10 protein-coding genes and 1 CRISPR repeat array (1 of these 11 only partly in view) are annotated in these 17768 nt (G+C 33.3%); of the genes, 4 read left to right on the top strand and 6 right to left on the bottom strand.

Annotated features, from left to right (window positions below; translation table 11 throughout):
- Positions 1-2290: a CRISPR direct-repeat array (repeat unit 30 nt; unit sequence GTTCTAAACTTCCAATACTTTATTTAAAAC); it begins 1699 nt to the left of the window's first position.
- A 311-nt stretch (positions 2291-2601) separates the two neighbouring features.
- Genes EE116_RS11685 through EE116_RS11695 form a run of 3 tightly spaced genes read right to left on the bottom strand, consistent with a single transcriptional unit; the run spans position 2602 to position 5738 of the window.
- Positions 2602-3612 carry an RAMP superfamily CRISPR-associated protein gene (locus EE116_RS11685; protein ID WP_122874638.1) on the bottom strand — a complete coding sequence of 337 codons (1011 nt, stop codon included), beginning with the start codon at positions 3610-3612 and terminating at the stop codon, positions 2602-2604.
- An 18-nt stretch (positions 3613-3630) separates the two neighbouring features.
- Positions 3631-4290, bottom strand: a complete 660-nt coding sequence (locus tag EE116_RS11690; protein ID WP_163028082.1) for a hypothetical protein — start codon at positions 4288-4290, stop codon at positions 3631-3633.
- Between the two features lie 11 nt (positions 4291-4301).
- Positions 4302-5738 (bottom strand): hypothetical protein, encoded by a 1437-nt coding sequence (locus EE116_RS11695; RefSeq protein WP_122874640.1) that lies wholly within the window; start codon positions 5736-5738, stop codon positions 4302-4304.
- A gap of 103 nt (positions 5739-5841) precedes the next feature.
- On the opposite strand from EE116_RS11695, the gene EE116_RS11700 reads away from it, so the two are divergent.
- On the top strand, positions 5842-7665 hold the full coding sequence (locus tag EE116_RS11700; protein ID WP_122874641.1) for a helicase C-terminal domain-containing protein: 1824 nt from the start codon (positions 5842-5844) through the stop codon (positions 7663-7665).
- Between the two features lie 1202 nt (positions 7666-8867).
- Here EE116_RS11700 and EE116_RS11705 read toward each other — a convergent pair.
- Positions 8868-10079, bottom strand: coding sequence for an ATP-binding protein (locus EE116_RS11705; protein ID WP_122874642.1), 1212 nt, complete (start codon positions 10077-10079; stop codon positions 8868-8870).
- A 1303-nt stretch (positions 10080-11382) separates the two neighbouring features.
- On the opposite strand from EE116_RS11705, the gene EE116_RS11710 reads away from it, so the two are divergent.
- Complete coding sequence (locus EE116_RS11710) at positions 11383-11739, top strand: type II toxin-antitoxin system HicB family antitoxin (RefSeq protein WP_122874643.1); 357 nt, start codon at positions 11383-11385, stop codon at positions 11737-11739.
- 327 nt (positions 11740-12066) lie between these two features.
- On the opposite strand, the gene EE116_RS11715 is transcribed toward EE116_RS11710, so the two are convergent.
- Both EE116_RS11715 and EE116_RS11720 read right to left on the bottom strand, forming a co-directional pair.
- Positions 12067-12582 (bottom strand): tetratricopeptide repeat protein, encoded by a 516-nt coding sequence (locus EE116_RS11715; protein WP_122874644.1) that lies wholly within the window; start codon positions 12580-12582, stop codon positions 12067-12069.
- Between the two features lie 833 nt (positions 12583-13415).
- Complete coding sequence (locus tag EE116_RS11720) at positions 13416-14597, bottom strand: ATP-binding protein (protein WP_122874645.1); 1182 nt, start codon at positions 14595-14597, stop codon at positions 13416-13418.
- A gap of 815 nt (positions 14598-15412) precedes the next feature.
- Here EE116_RS11720 and EE116_RS11725 point away from each other — a divergent pair.
- A complete protein-coding gene (locus EE116_RS11725) occupies positions 15413-15724 on the top strand; it encodes a hypothetical protein (RefSeq protein WP_122874646.1) in 312 nt (103 codons plus the stop codon).
- Positions 15725-16179: 455 nt separating this feature from the next.
- Entirely contained in the window at positions 16180-17763 is a 1584-nt protein-coding gene (locus EE116_RS11730) for a type II toxin-antitoxin system HipA family toxin (RefSeq protein ID WP_122874647.1), read from the top strand.
- Positions 17764-17768: the final 5 nt, after the last annotated feature.

The following is a 17768-nucleotide window of genomic DNA, read 5'->3' on the forward strand; positions in this document are numbered from 1 at the left end:
TGCACTGGCGCGACGAGTTCTAAACTTCCAATACTTTATTTAAAACTGGTTTGTAGTATCGTTTTGATAGGTTGGTCGGCTCGTTCTAAACTTCCAATACTTTATTTAAAACCTCGTATTTATCGGGGTTTGATTTCATATCGGCTTGTTCTAAATTTCCAATACTTTATTTAAAACAGCAGCTAGGTTATTCAGCGTTTCATCTAGCTGCGCAGTTCTAAACTTCCAATACTTTATTCAAAACATCATTTTAAATTCCTTTCTATCTTGTTTGTTATATGTTCTAAACTTCCAATACTTTATTTAAAACCTATATGCTTTGCTATGATAACCTAGAGTGCCATTAGTTCTAAACTTCCAATACTTTATTTAAAACGATATACAAAGGCAAAAAATGGCTTTTAAAGACTCGAGGTTCTAAACTTCCAATACTTTATTTAAAACACGTAAACGAGCTAGGACGAAGCGTAACCGGAGCGTTCTAAACTTCCAATACTTTATTTAAAACGAGGTAGCAAGAGATATAAGAGCCTCTTTGCGTAGGAGCGTTCTAAACTTCCAATACTTTATTTAAAACCCTGGATAGAGGACGTAAAAGAAATCAAAGAGATGAGTTCTAAACTTCCAATACTTTATTTAAAACCAAGCATTCGCGCTATCTTGCTTTGCTCATCCGTGTTCTAAACTTCCAATACTTTATTTAAAACTTGTATGTTTTTTAGGACGGCGATAAATAAAATAAGTTCTAAACTTCCAATACTTTATTTAAAACATAGTATTTTAGTGCCCACTCGTCGGGGCTGATAAAGGTTCTAAACTTCCAATACTTTATTTAAAACTGTTTCGACAAGCTCGTAGAAAAATATCTCCTAAAAGTTCTAAACTTCCAATACTTTATTTAAAACGCTCACGGGCCTAATCGCCGCAAACTCCTCAAACGGTTCTAAACTTCCAATACTTTATTTAAAACCAATTATTGCTCCGCAGAGCCCATTTTTAGGGGGGTTCTAAACTTCCAATACTTTATTTAAAACACTTATCTAAAATTTGCTCCAAAATATTCATCTTTTTGTTCTAAACTTCCAATACTTTATTTAAAACTGAAAAATTATCGTTGATGTGCTTTGCAATGCCGTTAGTTCTAAACTTCCAATACTTTATTTAAAACGGAGCTTTGCCCTCTTTTAGAGAGCCTAGCGCTTCTTTGTTCTAAACTTCCAATACTTTATTTAAAACTTTTATGCGCCGCAGAATTTGCGCGTGGATGCCAGTTCTAAACTTCCAATACTTTATTTAAAACAGCAAATTCTCGGGGTATTGCTCTTTTAGCGTGTCGAGTTCTAAACTTCCAATACTTTATTTAAAACCGACGCTATAACCCCGCATCAGGCGCGAAACGGCGAAAGTTCTAAACTTCCAATACTTTATTTAAAACGAAGCCGAAATCGCGCTAAAAATAAGGGAACAAGAGAGTTCTAAACTTCCAATACTTTATTTAAAACTTGTTAGCGGGATAAAAAATTCTAACGTCAAAACAAGTTCTAAACTTCCAATACTTTATTTAAAACTCAATCTTATTTGCAATTAATTTATTATTCTTTATATAGTTCTAAACTTCCAATACTTTATTTAAAACCGTCGGGTTGGCAAGAACCAACAGGAGAAACAGAAGTTCTAAACTTCCAATACTTTATTTAAAACACGACATCAGCGATTATCTTTACGACTTCGCCTTGTTCTAAACTTCCAATACTTTATTTAAAACTCGCCTCGCAGACCAAATTCCCTAATTTCTCGATATGAGTTCTAAACTTCCAATACTTTATTTAAAACTAAATATCGGTTCCGAGATCGACAAAAACGGTACAGAGTTCTAAACTTCCAATACTTTATTTAAAACTGAAAGCTTTGGTATCAAAAGCTTTGTTTTGCACGTTCTAAACTTCCAATACTTTATTTAAAACGCCCGACAATAGTAGGTTTTATACGCAAACTTATGTTCTAAACTTCCAATACTTTATTTAAAACAACGAGGGATTAAAAATGATATTACGGTATATTGAGTTCTAAACTTCCAATACTTTATTTAAAACAATGAACTGACTATATAAAGCCGATTATTGCAAAAAGTTCTAAACTTCCAATACTTTATTTAAAACAATACGCCAGCAGACATAGCACAAGACTTATGCGAGTTCTAAACTTCCAATACTTTATTTAAAACGCAAGCGTTTTTAACGGCGGCGTCTACTGCAAAGAAGTTCTAAACTTCCAATACTTTATTTAAAACAGCACTCAATCTACGCAATATAGGTAAAAATTAATTTTTTTGACAAGATTATATACATTAAAAATAGCTTAATGCACACATGATCTTTTTGCATTTTCCCCTATGAGTAGATGTTTAATAAAGCTTTAAAAAAGCTTTATTGAGTTCTTTCAAATATTTTTTATTTTTTCTAAAAAATAAAAAAACTCAATTAAATTTTAAAATTTCATAAAACTATTTAAAACATTTTAATTAACAATAATAAGTTAAATAACTTGACTACTATAGAAATATACTCGGTATATTTTGAGCCGAGTATATCAATTTAAAGTTTAAAATTTAGAAATAAGCTCTATATTTTCTTTGGTGGCTTTTTTTAGAAATTCAGAATAAGCCATGTATGCCTCTTCAAATTCGTTTTTAAGTTTTACGCTCAATTCAGCATTAAAGATATAGCTGTTGTCGCTTGATCTTTGCATTGTTAAGCTCGTACTTTTGTTTGCATCTTCTATACGTATATCGATAACTCCAAATCCTATGTTTTGACTAGATCCGAGTCGGCCGTTTTCTATAAAACCTTCAAGGGCGTGCAAGAACATCCCTAACTCGAGTTTTGACACTTTTTCTAAGAAAAAGCCACCGTTAAAAGTTGCTCCAGATACTATATATTCCCTTTGGGCGAAGTGCTGAATTGACGATTTTTTGGTTTTCGTATCTTCATTAAAAGATTCAGTTGTCTCTTTTGCAAGTTTTTTAGCGTCGCGGTCTTTTTTGCGTGCTTCAGAGTTTTCCTCAACGCTTTTTTCCCAATCTTCGATCTGTTTTTTTGTATAAAGTTGACTAAATTTAGTTCCCATCAAAATATCGTCTACCTTGACAAAAGTTTGCCTTCTGACTAAATTTTTAGCATTTTCTTTATCTTCAGGAATAGCGTCTGCTACTTTTAATTTTCCAGCTATTAGTATGCCTGTGCCAAATAGCGATAAAATCGGATTTTTTTCTCTGATTTCTTCAATTTCTTTAAATTTAAGCCCTGACTTACTTGCGCCGCTACCGCTTAACATTGCGTGAAGATCAGTGTCTTTTAGCTCCTCGATCTTGTCATTTTCTTTTACGGCATCGACTAGCTTTTTTGTTGCCAAGCGGCGCAATAATCCCCTAATGCCGTTTGCAGGCAAATAAGGGGTATAGTCTATTTTTACGTCACTGCCGTCTTGATTAACTGCGGCCGTTTTTTTAATGCGCGTTACAATGTTTCCGCCTGGCTCGGTATCATTGTTTTCAATGATTGCGATTGGGCTAACTGTCTTGATGGTCAATTTGATTTTGTAGTCTTTTAGCATAACTTCTCCTTTTGGGTTTTATTTTTTAATATCTATTTTGGTGTTTTGCAATAATTGTCCATAGCCTAGGCCGTTTTTGTATCCTATCATCTCCGGGAGCTGATAGTTGGATGTAAAATTTGCCCAAAGCCCTATATAGTTGATATTTTCTTTATACTTTTCTGTAATAATTCTAAAGTCCTTAAAATTTAGAATAAGATTTTCAAAATTTTGCTTAAATTTAGTATAGCATTCTAGTTGATAAGATAAATTTCTTTTTATTCTATATGAAATATAGTCTTGAATTTTCTCATTTTTTTCAAAATAGTATTTCATATTGTGTTCAATTTTATTTGCAGTTATTATGATTGGCGTTCTAGTAGAGTACTCTATCGTTTGAGACCCGAGATAAAACGGCGGCATATATCCGTCTTCTTTCGGAATTATCTTTTTTATTTTTCTACCAAAAAAGTCATTTTTGTGTTGCTCAAGCTTTTCCATAAGATGTTGAAACGCGAAGAAATTATTTTCATAAAAAAGAATTTCAATAGCATATTTGAACGGTTTTTTATATATAATTGGCGGTGCGTCGCTACCATGATACATGATTATATCGTTAAATTTTTGCTCTGTAATAGAGCCGCAAAAGTTACGTACGTCTCTAGGCTTTATCTCGCTTACGTCTTCGCTAAATGTCAAAACTATACGCATTATTGTTTTTCTCCTATTGTAAGAATATAAGCTCCGACTCTAACGTCTTTGCTATATTTTTTGTAAAAGTCGCTAATCGCTTGGATAGACTCTTTGTTTTTTGCTTCTTTTTTTAAATTTATAAAAGGGGAGTCAATTTGCGGATTAGGTATAAGGTGGCTTTTTGTTATCGGATGATTTTTAATCATCTCTTCAACTCGCTTTAGGCACTCTTTGGCTTCTTCGTAGCCAAAATAATAAGTTTCGTTTCCGTATTGGCAAGCTATAAAATCTTTCGAGAGAGTTAAATTTGATTTAAAAACTACGTGTTGATTATTTGGCGTAGTTTTAAGTGCCAAATTAAAAGGCAACGAGGCATCCTGGATAGCCTGCTCTATGCTTTTGGTTTTATTCTTCCCCATAACATAGGTTATGCCGTTTTTATCAACTATGTGAAAGCCTAAAGCTTTTTTACCTACTCTACTATTAACGCCGCACTGGAGCGTCCAAAAAGTCTGCTTTGATATAAATTTGGATTTATTCAAAAAAGCGTAGTCGGTAAAGGTCGAGCCAATCGTTTTTTCTATACTTTTGCATAAAATTCCCTCTTTGGAGTGCTCTCCCGAAAATGCGCAAAGATGCGGTTGTCCGTCGATAATTAGATCTTCTTTGTTTGCCTTTTCTTTTAAATTTATCTCTTGCCAATTAGCCTTATCTGCATGCAAAACGTCATATACGAAATTTATAGCCGAGTGATATTCGTTTAAACACTTTTCGTCGATGGCCGGTTTTTCTTTACCCAGATAAATAGTTTCTGTTAGAGATGAATTTGGCATATAGCACGCCTCTTTTGTCCAATTCGCCCAATAAGGAACTCTGCTATTGTAGTAAGTGATCCTAGCGTTTTTTAAAGACGGGTAGTTTTTTACGCTGATCGGGCGCGCCGGAGTATTTTCGGCTAAAAGTACGGACTTGTCGTCAGCGATCGTTTCTACTATAAAAGAAGAAACTCGCCCATATCCAATAGCTGTTTTTTTGCCTAAAAATTTTAGATCCTGCAAGAGATCTTCGATGATCTCTTTTTCCCCTCTAACGTAAAAATATATTTTAGGAGTCTTTAAAAGCTCGTTCCAAATATTATAGGCTTTAAATTCGCCGCTACCCATGCTATATTCTATTTTATTTGCTCTATGCTCGTTAAGATACTCATATTCGGGTTTTTTAACGATACATCGGTTTTCAAGCGACACCTGATCGTTTTTTTCTACGAACCAAATAGATCCGCAATAGCCGTCTTCATATTTTTCTATAAAATCAAAATCGTAGAGTTTTTCGATTTCGATATTTTTACCAAAGTGTCTCTTGACATAAAGATTGACTAAAATAGAGTCAATCGTGCTAAATCTGCCTATTAGTAAAGGACTGTCAAGAAAAAAGGATATTTTTAAATTTTCCATTTTATCCCTTTCTTTTTTTTAAAAATTACGATATTATATAATTATAAATTAAGTTTTGTCAATATTAAAAGAAAAATAACTCGATTAATAAAAGGAATAAACAATGGAACTTAGGCCTGAACAAAAAGATTTCGTCGATTATGCGGCAGATATGATAAAAGAAAACAAATATTGTGTTTTCGAGATGCCTACGGCGTTTGGTAAAAGTTTTTCGGCTTTAATGCTTGCAAAGAAGCTGATTGATGAAAAGACGGCTCAAAGAGTAATAATAGCTACTAGCAATAATTCTTTAGCTAAAAGTATATTTCTTGAAGCTAAGGCGGTCAAAGATATGCCAGACTATGTGTTAGGAATCGGCAAAAGTAACTATTTAGATTTAGATAAGCTTGCTATTTTTATGGACTCGGAAATTGGCTCCGAAATTTTACCTTTAAACAAGGAGATAGTTGAAGCAACTGTTAAAAAACTAACAATAGATTTTCCTGATATCCTAATAGAAGATTTTTTAAACGAGTTAGACATAGTCGATATCAATAAACGAGAATATATCGCCAGCAACCTTGCGCTTGAAAAAAGCAATAGCGAAAGCTTTAAAGAATATTCTATTCAAGTTACCAATTATTCGTTTTTATTTTATAAATTTATGTTTAATGAAAAGTATGCAGAGTCTGAAGATACCGCTTATATTTTTGACGAAATCCAGGAACTGCCTAATATGGCTGAACTAACCCTAAACTCGTCATTTTCTTTATATGGTTATTATTTGCAGTTAAAAACGATCGCAAAAATAATTCGCGACAATCCTAGCGCACCTAAAACTTTAGTTAAGTTGTTGGACGAAGAGGTTGAACTCGTAAAAAGCATAAACGAGATCATGCTGGACGAAAAAATGGCTGGTAAAACACTAATTTCCAACGAGTCGGTTATACAAAGAAAAGCAGCAGGTGTTTTGAATAAGCTTTTTGGTCAGGAAAAAAACAAAGCACTAAGAGCCAAGCTAAATAAATTTTATAAAAAAGACCCTTTTTTTCAACTAGGCATTTTTCTAAATAAATTTGACGACGTCAAAAGCACCTTGTGCTCTAAGGATCTTTATGCAAGCTTCTCACAAGAAAGAGGATTTATATCGTTTCATACATATGATATGGATATAAAGCTTAAGCTGGCCGATAAATTTTGGAGCAAAATAGATCGATTTGTAGGCATAACGGCTACAGCTTTACTTACCCAAGACGACTTTGAACTTGAAATTTATAAACGCGTGGGTATAAACTTTAGCGAAATAAAACTCGGAGATAGAGTGATTAAAGAACGAAAATCTAAAGTATGGCCTATAATATCTTTTAAGGGAATTTTACGCCCAGAGCAAGCGACCTATTCGATTACCGACAAAGCCTTCATCGAAGAAGACGAAAAAAGGTTTGAGTATTTTGCTGATGAAATTTTGCGATGCTACGATGGCAAAAATACTATGGTATTAGTGGGCGGCTTTGACGAGGTGAAGCTCCTAGCCCAAAAACTTGAAAGCGTGAAAGACAAACTAGTCTTAGCCGAGCAAGGAAAAAGCGTCCAAAACGTTATCGAGAGTTTTAAGAAAAGCGGCGGCATTTTAATAGCCACCAGAAATTACGCTACTGGTATAAATTTAAAAGGGGATGCGCTTGAAAGGCTTTTTATAACAAAATTGCCTTATCCAGTTCATACAACAAAAAAATGGGCTATTTTAAAAGAAAAAAATGATAGATTTTTTTGGTTCGAATATACAAATGAGATGGTTATGACCTTTAGGCAAGCCATTGGGCGCCTTATTCGATCTCCCGAGGATACTGGCAAAATATTCTTGCTTGACGGCAAATTTAATTCCCTAAGCGAAGGATTAAAGAAGAGGTTGATTTTTTTCTTAGAAAAAGTGGCAGTAAAAGAGTAGCATTAGGCTACTCTCTTATTCTTTTAAAAATCGTCTGAAATTTGTTCAGGATTTTTTTGTAACAATTTGCCCAATTTGAAAATATATTCTTACCCCATATCTCTTTAAGATGAAAGGCTAAAATCATCATTGCCATCAAAATATGACATGTTTTAGTGCTATTGCGCGCGTAGAATATTATTTAAGCCCTAAGACAAGTTAAAGATTTTTAGCTGCGACTTCGTCTTGCTACTTATAAGACCTCGTGTCAATTTCAATAGTTTCTAATACAAATTATCCTGTGTAGTTTTATATTATATCTAAACTATACTTCACTATACCCACAGCTGCATTTTTAAAAGTTACAAATACAGTGAAGTAGGGCAGAATACATTTCTTTAGACGTGGCAGAAACTATCTTTCTCTTAGTTTTCTTGCAGTGGCTACACTGAAAAACCATTATTAAGACATTTTATGAAGCATTAAGGCTCATTAAAATCCAGAATATGTCAGGACAATGGCAATAAAATAGATGTGGCAGAGGCAGGGAGGATGGTTTTTAATAGCAACAAAAATATAAATCGTCCAATAAAAAAGTAGGTGCAGGCATCATAAATCATCAAAAAAGTCAAAAATATAGATTGAATTTACCAATCAAGCGTTGCCTTATTTTTACTGAACTACAAAGACTAGAAGGCAAAAGGGCTTTGGGGGCAGAAAGATGTTATTGGTGTTATTGTAAAGAAACACAAGCGCCTTGAAAAAACAATAGCAGTCAACTTCAATATATTAAATCTGCCATTATGATTGTTCATGGCTACATATTGAAGAATAGTAAATACAGTGGAGCAGAGTTTAGGCATAATAGTATCAAAAAAAAATACTAATTAATTTTATTGTAGGTTAGTAAAAAATATAAAATAGTTTGAAAAGTGAGATTTTCAATATAATAACTAATAAATGCCCTAAAGTAGGGGCTTTTTAGCTTGATATTCGGTATTTTTAGTTAGGTTCAAGATAAGTTAAAAACTTTCAAGGGATAGTGCGTCTTATATGGCAGCAAACGAAGTGTAGCTAAGTACAAGCGCGCATTAAAGAGAGTGTGCAAATTTATATTGCTAGAAAGCTTACAATATGTTAGTTGACTACAAAACCAAAGCTCATTATAGAATAAAACACTCAATAACTAGGCTACGTCCATTGCTTTACAAGAGGCAAAACGCCTAATATAAAAACCCAAATAGCCACAGCGGGATTTTATTGCCACTTCCGACTTCTATATCGTCGGCTACTACGTACGAGTTTTGTACGTCCTTGATCTGCTCAAAGCTCTTTTTGGTTCCGCCCGCCTCAAAGGTAAATTTATCATCTACGATGAAGTCGCCTTGCTTGTTCAACATAAGCAAATCTGTTTGAAATTTTCCGGCCTTATAGGCGCTTATTTGATTTACAAAAAAGCTCTCTCTCAAGCTTCCGATATTAGGCGAGATACTTAAGGTATAAGCTAGGTTCGTATTGCTTAAGTAAATTTTATCCGGCTTTAGTATGGCGTTATATCCCCTGCTTTTGCTAGTTAAATTTATTATAAGACCTGCGCTTTGCATATATCTTAGGTATTCGATAAGAGTAGGCCTAGATATTTCGCACGCCCTTGCCAGCTCGCTTATATTTGGGCTAAAAGGAACGCTTTGACTTAGTAAAAACAGTAGCTTTTTTAGCTTATCTATATTTGCGTAGTTTAGCGAGCAAACATACGGGATGTCGCTTTGCAATACTTGATTTATCACGCCCGTTAGTTTAGAGTGAAAGCCTATTTTATCGTTTGCAAACGGATATGCTCCGTGAGTTAGATAGTCTTTAAAATATATGAACGGCTTAAATTTGCCAGTTAAATTTACGGCTATTTCATAGTGATTTTCCAAAATTTCATCTAGGCTATATTTTTTGTATTCGCTTTTTAAATTTAGATTTAAAAACTCTCTAAAAGACATGTTGTTTAGATGATACTTTACCGCTCTCCTGCTTAGATCGGCCCCGTTTATATCAAGCTCTAGCATAGACGAACCAGTGATTACGAGTTTTAGATTGCTTTGGTCTATGATGGTTTTTATATGAGACAACCAATCTTTTAGCTTGTGTATCTCGTCTATCAAAAGTAATTCGCCGCCCACTTTTTCGAAGTCGAGCGCGAATTCATAAAGAGACGTCGCTGCGAATAAGGGATTGTCCATGCTTATATAAAGGGCTTTTTGCGAAGCTTGGAAATTTTGTTTTAGGTATTGTAATATTAACGTCGTTTTACCAACGCCGCACTGCCCTAATATCATTACGGCTTGTTCACTAAAATCTATATCGTCGTAAAGATATCTTTTAAAATCAAGCTTCACTTTTCTTAGATAGTTTTGCTGCTCATTAAAGAATCTCGTAAAGTCCATATGCGTTCTTTTATTCAAAATTGTTAAGTATATTTTACAATTATATATAATATTTGTCAAACACAATATCGTATTAATATAACAATCCAAATAGCCACAGTGGGATTTTATTTCTCACCCAATTAAGTTTAGCTACACATTGTTTTAATAATTTATGCTATATCATAGCAGAAGATAAAAGTTTTTTAGCGAGAATCATCTCAATTTTATATTCTTTTTGATACAGTATTAAGTTTTATAATTATATAAGGCTCAAGATAAAAAATTTTTAACTTATCTTGAGCCTTATATATTAAATGATAGCTTACAAATTTGACGGCTATGTAATATGATTTTTACAATAAATAAATATAATTTTAAAAATCATAAGTGACTTTTACCTCTGATGCTAGAAAAAAATAAATACCAGTCGTTTAATAATTTAGGCAATGAGGCTGAAATTAGCTTATATTTTGATCTGATTTTTAGAACTTACGCGTTGCCGAAATTAAAAGCAGCCTATTCTAATATCACTTCTTTAAGGTTTTTCGTTCAGAAAAACAAAACTCTTACCTATGCGTAAAAGATTTTGGAGATCCAATGGTCTCCAAAATCAAAAAAACCTCTCTATTAAAAATCATTTTTCGCTTTTTTCATTTTAGGTCGTGGAATTTGCCAAAAAATGCAAAAATTCTTAAAAACTAATAGCTCATCAAAATACTTCTATTAAAAATCATTTTTTGATTTTTTTCATTTTAGGTCGTGGAAATTTATAATAATGGCTAAATTTCAAGGCGTAGTATTGCATACTACTCCTACAAAAGTTAAGTTTTAGACGTAGAAAATAATTAAAATTTAGGCGGAGTATTGAATACTCCTGCTATAAAAATATATTTCTACAAAGCAGAAAAAGCATCATCATCCGCTTCATCTTCAAGCTCATAGCCAGTTCCATTTCGGATCTCTTCTTCGCTGATTATGTCTTCGTCCAAAGGAATATCGCTATTAATGTAATCTGTATTATCAATTTGTACATATAATAAAAGCGAATCTCATCAAAAAGAAAAACAATGAAAAATAGTTATAGCTATGATCATTGCAGAGCTATGTCCTCGCTGGAGAATTTTAAAATAAAGAATCCAAAGTTTATATACACACTATTAAATTTAACATCTTATTAGGTATGTATATGTTATAATACCATCATAAAAAAGACCAAAGGTAGCTTATGGGTAATAAGATTCTAAAATAATAGATAAAATGAGAAATTCTCCATCTAGCATTAGTTTTAATAAGGACAACCTTTGAGGAACAGGAGTATAAAATGACACAAAACGGCAAAAACAAAGAATACTACTTAAATTTGAACTATAGTATGATTATAAACAAAGAAGACGATGAATTCGTAGCTTACTATAAAGAATACCCTAAAGTTACGGGATGCGGAGATAATGAGATAGAAGCTATTGAGGATTTAAAAGAAGCTTTTTCCTGCTTGCTTGATGTATTAATAGCGGAAGGAGAAGAGATCAGAGAGCCGGCGCCGGTCGAAAAGAAAATAAGGGTTAACGTAATTCTCCCGGAAAAGCTATTAAAATCTATCAGCAAGTTGACGACCAACAGATCGGACTTTTTGAGCAAAGCTGCAAAATACGCGATAGATAACAAGATAGCTTTATAAGAACGCCTAAAATAGGTATTTTTTGCTGCAATATACGAAAATATTCGTATGTTTTTCGTATTGTGATGAATTTTTTACTCATGAAAATGTTTGTTTTCAATAGTAAAAGAGAGAAAAGCCCTGTTTTAGGGCTTTTTGGAATAGTATTTTTTAGTTTAAGGTTTATGAGCTGTAGGCTCTAGTGAAACTTAAAGAACGAAATGCCGTATTTTAGGGGGTTTGGGGTTTAAGGTTTTATACCTTCATTTTTTCTGCGATGATCGGCATTTTTTTATTTTTTGCAGACTTGTGCAATTTTTGCAAAGAACATCTCATGTCAATTAATTTTTAATAGCCTTTTTCATTTAGCCTTCTGTAATCACCACATCCCAACCGAAGTCCTAAATCACAAGCCTTGCCATAATATTGTTTTGCAGTGGAAAAATTTTGTTTTACACCTTGACCGTTTTCGTATAAAACCCCTAAGTTAGAGCAACCCAAAGCTACTTTCCCATCACAAGCTTTTTTAAGCAGTTCAGCAGCTTTTTGGTAATCTTGTTTTACCCCTTGACCGTCTGCATATAAAACCCCTAAGTCAGAGCAACCAAAAGCTACTTTCCCATCACAAGCTTTTTGATAAAGCTCAGCAGCTTTTTGGTAGTTTTGCCTTACACCTTGACCGTTTTCGTATAAAAACCCTAAGCTAGTGCAACCAAAAGCCTCTCCACTATCACACGCTTTTTGATAAAGCTCAGCAGCTTTTTGGTAGTCACCTTTATCGTAAGCTTCGTTTCCCAATTCGGTAAGATCTTTGGAAAATCCAATAGAAAATAAAACTACAAGTAAAACTAAAATTCTTTTCATTTTTTTACTTCTTTAATGTAAACTATATAGACGATATTCTGTCTTTTTTAAACTTAAATTATTATTAATTATCTAATTATTTTTATGATAAAATATCATATATAAACTTACCTATCATTTCCTATACTTTTTCTAAAAATAAACTCTGGTTTTTGTTCATATTTATGTATAGATGTATGTAAATTGCCGTAACTAGCGTTAAGTGCGCTATTTGGTTGAAATAGTTATGAGAGCTGTGCCTTTCAAACTACTTTAGAGAAGTGCATCAAAAATTTATCAAATACTAAAATTTGGGTAGATTATGCTTGTAGATCGATAAAATTTTAGGCTCAAAATAACTTAATCAGATTCTCTCTTATCATATTTAGTAAAATATGATAAAGCTCTTTCATATCTTTACTGTTATTATGTCTAAACCTTACTTCGCTATACTTGTTACTTTTCAAGAACATCGACAAAATCATAGTCCTTATGCTTAGCTTCACTTCGTTTGCTACTGATTAGGACGCGGTATTTTTGAGAAAAACTCCTTTTGAAAGTCTTTAACTTATCTTGAATTAATTTTTATAGTATAGTTTTTCGATTATAAAAGTAACAGCCAATCCCTTTGCCTACTTATTTATATTTTCTAACCACTTTACAAGCTCTTTTTTTTGGCTTCATTTTTGTATTCTCTCTTGCTCCATCCGCTACGAGTATCTAGTGTAAGCACTTTTGTGAAGTATTTGCTGCCGATAACCTTTCTTAACAAAAAACGTTTGGTTTTATTTTGTGTACAAATAGGCAAGTTTCGACCTTTTCATAATCAAGTTTATTAATAGCCATTTTAACACCTAATACAACAACCCAAACATACACAGCGGTATTTTATTGCCGCTTCCGACCTCTATCTCATCGGCAGCTATATATGAGTCTGAGATATCTTTTATCTGCTCAAAGCCCTTATTTTTTCCGCCCACTTCAAATATAAATTTATCATCCACGATAAAATCGCCTTGCTTTGGGATATTTAACCTATGTTTTACCTTTAGTTGATTAGCAAAAAAAGTCTCTCTTATTGTGCCCGCCTTACAATCATCGCCGTAAGCGTAAATTAAATTTGTATTATTCATATATATTTTTGCCGGTTTTACTAGCTTACTAAACCCCCTGCTTTGCTCATCTACCATGTTTACTAGTCTTGCATCGTTTAAATAGGCAATATAATCATATAGTTTGGCTCTGCTTATCTCGGCAAGAGCTGCGATTTTAGTATAATTCACCTCAAACGGCTCGCTTTGGCAAACTACTTCAAGCAGTTTTTTAAGCTTATATGTGTATTTTTGCTCAACTAGCCCCAGGGACGTTAGATCTACGTCTATGCTTAGATTAATCGTATTTAGCAAGCTTTCGTAGTATGAGCTTTGCTTATTAAAGTAAAATGGATAGTAGCCAAATTTGAGATATTTTTTAAATTGATTTTGCTTTATTTTTAAGTCATCTGCTATTGCTTGATGGTCTTTTAGTATCACTTCTAGTCTAAATTTATCTATTACTATACCGTTTTCAAGCTCCAAAAACTCCCTAAAACTAAGTCCTTCTAGGCTAAATATGCTAACTCTACGCGATAAATCACTCTTTGCATTTAGTATACTTACCGCTGATGAGCCTATAAAAATGACGTTTAAAGGGCTCATGTCGTATATAGTTTTTAGATGTGCGGCAAAATCTTCGTATTTATGCACTTCATCTAGCAACAGGTATTCGCCGCCGCTATCTACAAACTCAAAGGCAAGTTCACTAAGACTAGTAGAGCCCAAAAACGGATAATCAAGACTTATGTATAGAGCCTTTTTGTTTTGAGCTTTTAATTCAATCAGCTTTTGAAAAAGCATTGTGGTCTTACCGGTACCACGGGCCCCTACTATACCGATAAGCTTTTCGTTAAAATCGATTTCATTATATAGATAACGCTTGTATGTCGTATTAAAATTTTTAAGAAATCTTTCTTGATACCGCTCTATTAAATTTAACATTTTTATCCCTTTATGTAATTGTCTATAAACGTAGACAATATTGAAACATGTTAGCATGAAATTTTTAAATTGTCAACGTCTATGAACGATTACAGTTTTTATTATTTTCCAATCGACGGAACTTAGTTCAGGTGGTTTTTATTGTAAATGGCTATATACATTTACATCCAGTTTAAAAAAATCAGAGTTATTTCTATTGCTATATTAAGAAATATATTAGTTGTTTAAGGAGGGCGGCAAATTATATTCCAATACAGTCGGGTTTAATGTAAAAAATTAATACGTAATTAAATCTCTCGTATACCCTCGCTCTATTAAAGCCGCCTTGAGAGATAAACTTTAGTATTCTTTCCGGCTCTTCATCAAATTTATCAGAATAGACGAATGCAAACTGCTCTTTTTTATGGCGCTAAACTCTTTTTTAAAATTATTATTTGAAACTAGCTTTATTTTATGAGAAATACTTATAAAATGGCTGTTTTCGTGTTTTGTTATCTAATCCAACATTAGTAACCCCTTTTTTATCCCAATTTCTAAGCAAATAGCAGAAAATTTTTTGGAGCAAATAATCGACACAAGAACGAAAGATTGCTAAAAATTTTAAGATTTAAACATAACGCTATCTATTTTGCACTATGGCCAAAAACTGTTTTAAATACTACGGTTTTTTAGGTAAGGACGACATATGGCTATCGTTTTTGCTTGGCGAGATAGATAAAAAGACTTTTAATTACTACAAAAAATAATATGGAAGTGAAAATAGTATTGCATTATGTCGATAAAAAGTATAAAATAAAATCATGAAAGGAAAAACTATGGCATACCCATTACTAGGCACGAAAATAGTAATAGATGAAGAAAAGGTTTTACGAGAGAAAAAGTATAAGCTAGACGTAATATACGAGTATTTAGATAAACTTGCCGAGCAATGTAATTTGATTAGGATTGATAAAAACACTTTTCACGCAAAGGGTAATGAAAATGACTTGGCAAATTTGGGTCTGTTTGTTTATAAACACGCCATTAAAAACGAGTGGATAACTAAAAATGTCAAAGAGTGGGTTTGGATTAGTCAAAAAGAGGGCAACAGCGATATAATTGGTGATGATATGGGAGTTTGGAAGTGAGCGATAAAAATAGAGGTTCACGAAAAGCCATTAATTTTGACTTATCATGTTGTTGGTAAAAATCCCATAACATTGATTTTCATGAAGCCAAAAGAAGCAAATATGCTTAATAAAATTTAGACGGCTGCTCAATTAATGACTATATTGCGTTGCCGTAATACGCCGAAGAAGCGCTTTTAATAAATTTCCATATAAGAAGTACCGGCAGTAAAGACGAAAATCTAAAGATGGCAGTATTCGCTTCTAGGTTTGCTTTTTTAGGAGTGTAAACATTTGTCTGATTTGTCGAATAAACAGCATCTTATCCCAACCATTAAAATTTGATTTTAAAGGCACAGTTTGTTGTTTACTTTATCGCATAGCTCGCGCATATATTTAAGATTATATTAATACCATCTGCAATATACTTCTCGTGCAACTCGCGCATATAGATAAGATTTAATTAAGGTTGTAAGATGAACCAAGTAGCGTTAGAAATAGTTAAAATTTTAAAAAATAGCAAGGCGTTGCTTGCGAGAACACAGATAGAAAAGGGCGTAGAACGAGCATCAAGAAGAACCGTCCAAAATGAGCTAAAAAAACTAAGCGAGCTAAGGCGAATAAGAGTAGCGGGGCAGGCATCCAGTACGGCTTATGAAATTTCTAACGAATATTCTTATTTCAAAAATCGCCTTTTCATCTATCAAAACCAAATTCTAATAGGCTATTTTGGCTATGACTATGAGAACTACTATTTTGTATATGATACAGATTTTTTGCTAAGCGGCAGATACGGCGTTAAATTTGAGATGCCGATCGATTTTAAAATTTATACAAGCAAAAGCTGTTTTGTGGATTTTGAGGAGTCCTTGCCGGAGGGAATAGATAAAAAAATCTTAATAGATAAAGCCGGCAACGCTACGGAGTTTTTCTTGCTGCTGCATAATGATTATAGCAAGAACGATCTCGTGTTTTCGGCTAGCGCTTTAGAATTTAATCGCGAGATAAAACCTCAAAGCTATCTTTCCCAAAAGGACAAAATTTTAGGAGTTAATACTTTTCCCAATATTTTAAAATACGATGTTGATATAGACGATGTTTCGCTTTTTCCTGGCAAATTTATGAGCGATAGCGAGGAGATAAAACACATAAGGACTATGAGTTTGTCTGGATATCAACATAAGCTTCAAGTGATCGTTGAAAATAATGCTATAAAGGTAGCTAGCGATAAAGACAACGCGACGTTTTTTATTAAGCCCTACGATACGTTCAAAGCCGATGAAAACAGCGACTACTATTTTCCGCATATTGCCATAAACGAGCATTTGCATATGAGCTTTGCTAAGAACGAGTTAGGGTTTGACGTACCGATGAGCGGAGTGTTTAAAAGAGATCAGGATAAAGAGTATCACTACTTTATAAAGTATTTTGATAGGATTGGAGCTTATAAATTTCAACGAAAAGAATTTTCTACGTTTATGGGGTTGAGCAGCGAAAGTAAATATAAAGCCTCATCCGAAAAACTCTTTGACGCGGCGGCTAGGATACTGCCAAGCAGCGACGATAGACTTAGGATGATTGAGTACTATTTTTACTCGTTTCTTATTAGACATGAGGATATGCATACGAAAAATATATCGGTTATCTATGATAATGGTAAAATTTTACTAGCTCCTCTTTATGATATCGCTTGCACAGGCTTTTACAAAGGTATCAAAAACTACGAATCACATCTAAGTATAAACGGCAAGCAGACCAATATCAGATATAGCGACTTTATAGAAATAGTAAAAAGAGCTAATGTTGATAGGGCCAAGTTTAATGAGTCTGCTAAAAATATCGTAGAAATTTATATAAAAAAGATGCCAAAGTATATAAAAAAGCTTGAAAAGCTGGACAGGCTGGACTTTTACAAAAAGGACAGAGTTAATGCCGAAGACAAAAGAGTCAAAATAAAATCCAAAACTACGCTTGCGGAAGTAATGATGGAACATTTTGAGCAAAGGTGTGAGACCCTAAAAAGAAATGGATGGTTTGAGAAGTGGGGGATAAAGATATAAAGCCT

The sequence above is a fragment of the Campylobacter showae genome, from assembly GCF_900573985.1.
Classification (GTDB): domain Bacteria; phylum Campylobacterota; class Campylobacteria; order Campylobacterales; family Campylobacteraceae; genus Campylobacter_A; species Campylobacter_A showae_E.